Origin of the sequence: Streptomyces barringtoniae, from assembly GCF_020819595.1 — a bacterium.
GTDB classification, from domain to species: Bacteria; Actinomycetota; Actinomycetes; order Streptomycetales; family Streptomycetaceae; genus Streptomyces; species Streptomyces barringtoniae.
Genome location: NZ_JAJHNP010000058.1, coordinates 1 through 2850 on the forward strand (window position 1 = coordinate 1; position 2850 = coordinate 2850).

The 2850-nt window shown below is 68.1% G+C and carries 2 protein-coding genes; both read right to left on the reverse strand.

All coding sequences use genetic code 11. The annotated features are described in order from the left end of the window. Positions 1 to 1007 (reverse strand): 2-oxoacid:ferredoxin oxidoreductase subunit beta (locus LMU33_RS40635; RefSeq protein ID WP_228627106.1); only part of this gene is annotated, 1007 nt, incomplete at its 3' end. After that, the coding region (locus LMU33_RS40640) for a 2-oxoacid:acceptor oxidoreductase subunit alpha (protein ID WP_228627108.1) at positions 1000 to 2850 on the reverse strand (1851 nt) is incomplete at its 5' end. The genes LMU33_RS40640 and LMU33_RS40635, both read right to left, overlap by 8 nt.

Genomic DNA, 2850 nt, shown 5'->3' on the forward strand with positions numbered 1-2850 from the left:
TTGCCCTTCTGCTCGATGGCGGTGTCGAGTTGGTCGGCCATGGCCGTGTCGTAGACGGGGCGGTCGACGGAGCGGAAGACGCCGATGGGGGTGTGGTGCAGGGTGTCGGGGTCGGCGAGGCGGGAGAGGGCGAAGGCGGTGGTGGGGGAGGTGGCGTGGGCGTCGTGGACGAGGATGTCGGCCTCGTTGTCCGCGGTGACGGTGACGACCTCCAGGTCGCCGGTGGCCCGGTTGCGTACGACTCCGCGGGCGTTGTCGGGGCCGAAGCGGATCGGCTGTGCGTGCTGCAGGCGGATGAGTGCTTCCTGGGCCTGCTGGCTGTCCTTGAGGGCGTCGAAGGCGCCGTCGTTGAAGATGTTGCAGTTCTGGTAGATCTCGATCAGTGCGGTGCCCGGGTGGTCGGCCGCCTGGCGCAGGACCTCGGTGAGGTGTTTGCGGTCGGAGTCGAGGGTGCGGGCGACGAAGGAGGCCTCCGCGCCGATGGCGAGGGACACCGGGTTGAAGGGGGCGTCGAGGGAGCCCATCGGGGTGGACTTGGTGATTTTGCCGAGTTCGGAGGTGGGGGAGTACTGGCCCTTGGTCAGGCCGTAGATCCGGTTGTTGAACAGCAGGATCTTGAGGTTGACGTTGCGGCGCAGGGCGTGGATGAGGTGGTTGCCGCCGATGGACAGGGCGTCGCCGTCGCCGGTGACCACCCATACCGACAGGTCCCGGCGGCTGGTGGCCAGGCCGGTGGCGATGGCGGGGGCGCGGCCGTGGATGGAGTGCATCCCGTAGGTGTTCATGTAGTACGGGAAGCGGGAGGAGCAGCCGATGCCGGAGACGAAGACGATGTTCTCCTTGGCCAGGCCGAGTTCGGGCATGAAGCCCTGGACGGCGGCGAGGATGGCGTAGTCGCCGCAGCCGGGGCACCAGCGCACTTCCTGGTCGGACTTGAAGTCCTTCATCGACTGTCTGGCCTCGGCCTTGGGGACCAGTTGCAGCAGCCGGTTGCCGGCGTCAGTCATCGATGGCCTCCTTCAAAGCCGTGGCGAGCTGTTCCGCCTTGAACGGCATGCCGTTGACCTGGTTGTAGGAGTGGGCGTCGACGAGGTATCTGGCGCGGATGAGGGTGGCGAGCTGGCCGAGGTTCATCTCGGGGATCACCACCTTGTCGTAAGCGTTGAGGACTTCGCCGAGGTTGGCGGGGAAGGGGTTGAGGTGGCGCAGGTGGGCCTGGGCAATGTCCTCGCCGGCCGCCCGCAGCCGCCGTACCGCGGCCGTGATCGGCCCGTAGGTCGAGCCCCAGCCCAGCACCAGCGTCCTCGCGCCGTGCGGATCGTCGACCTCCACGTCCGGGACGGTGATGCCGTCGATCTTGGCCTGGCGGGTGCGGACCATGAAGTCGTGGTTGGCCGGGTCGTAGGAGATGTTCCCGGTGCCGTCCTGCTTCTCGATCCCGCCGATACGGTGCTCCAGCCCCGGCGTGCCCGGCAGAGCCCACGGCCGCGCCAACGTCTCGGGATCGCGTTTGTAGGGCCAGAACACCTCGCTGCCGTCCTCCAGGGTGTGGTTGGGGCCGGAGGCGAACTGGACGGTGAGGTCGGGCAGCTCCTCCAGGTCCGGGATCCGCCACGGCTCCGAGCCGTTGGCCAGATAGCCGTCCGACAGCAGCATCACCGGAGTGCGGTAGGCCAGCGCGATCCGGGCTGCCTCCAGGACTGCGTCGAAGCAGTCCGCCGGGGTGCGGGGGGCGACGATCGGCACGGGTGCCTCACCGTTGCGGCCGAACATCGCCTGCAGCAGATCCGCCTGCTCCGTCTTGGTCGGCAGCCCCGTCGACGGGCCGCCGCGCTGGATGTCCACCACCAGCAGCGGCAGCTCCAACGACACCGCCAGCCCGATCGTCTCCGACTTCAAGGCCACACCGGGGCCGGAGGTGGTCGTCACCGCCAGCGAGCCCCCGAACGCCGCGCCCAGCGCCGCACCGATCCCCGCGATCTCGTCCTCCGCCTGGAAGGTACGCACACCGAAGTTCTTGTGCTTCGACAGCTCGTGCAGGATGTCCGACGCCGGAGTGATCGGGTACGAGCCCAGGAACAGCGGCAGGTCCGCCTGCTGCGAGGCCGTGATCAACCCGTACGCCAGGGCGAGGTTGCCGGAGATGTTGCGGTAGGTGCCGGTCGGGAACGCGGCGGCGGCCGGGGCGACCTCGTAGGAGACGGCGAAGTCCTCCGTCGTCTCACCGAAGTTCCAGCCCGCCCTGAACGCCGCGATGTTCGCCTTCATGATCTCCGGCTTCCTGGCGAACTTCGACTCAAGGAACCTCTCGGTCCCCTCCGTCGGCCGGTGATACATCCACGACAGCAGACCCAGCGCGAACATGTTCTTGCTGCGCTCGGCCTCCTTGCGGGACAGCTCGAACTCCTTCAGCGCCTGAACCGTCAGCGTGGTCAGCGGCACCGGGTGCAGGCTGTAGCCGTCCAGCGAGCCGTCCTCCAGCGGAGAGGCCTCGTAGCCCACCTTCTGCAGCGCGCGCCTGGTGAACTCGTCGGTGTTGACGATGATCTCCGCACCCCGCGGCAGATCACCGATGTTCGCCTTCAGCGCGGCCGGGTTCATCGCCACCAGCACGTTCGGCGCATCACCCGGGGTGAGGATGTCATGATCGGCGAAGTGGAGCTGGAACGACGACACGCCCGGCAGGGTCCCGGCGGGCGCGCGGATCTCGGCGGGGAAGTTGGGCAGGGTGGAAAGGTCGTTGCCGAACGACGCCGTCTCCGAGGTGAACCTGTCACCCGTGAGCTGCATACCGTCACCCGAGTCCCCCGCGAACCGGATGATCACCCGGTCCAGGCGCCGCACATCCTT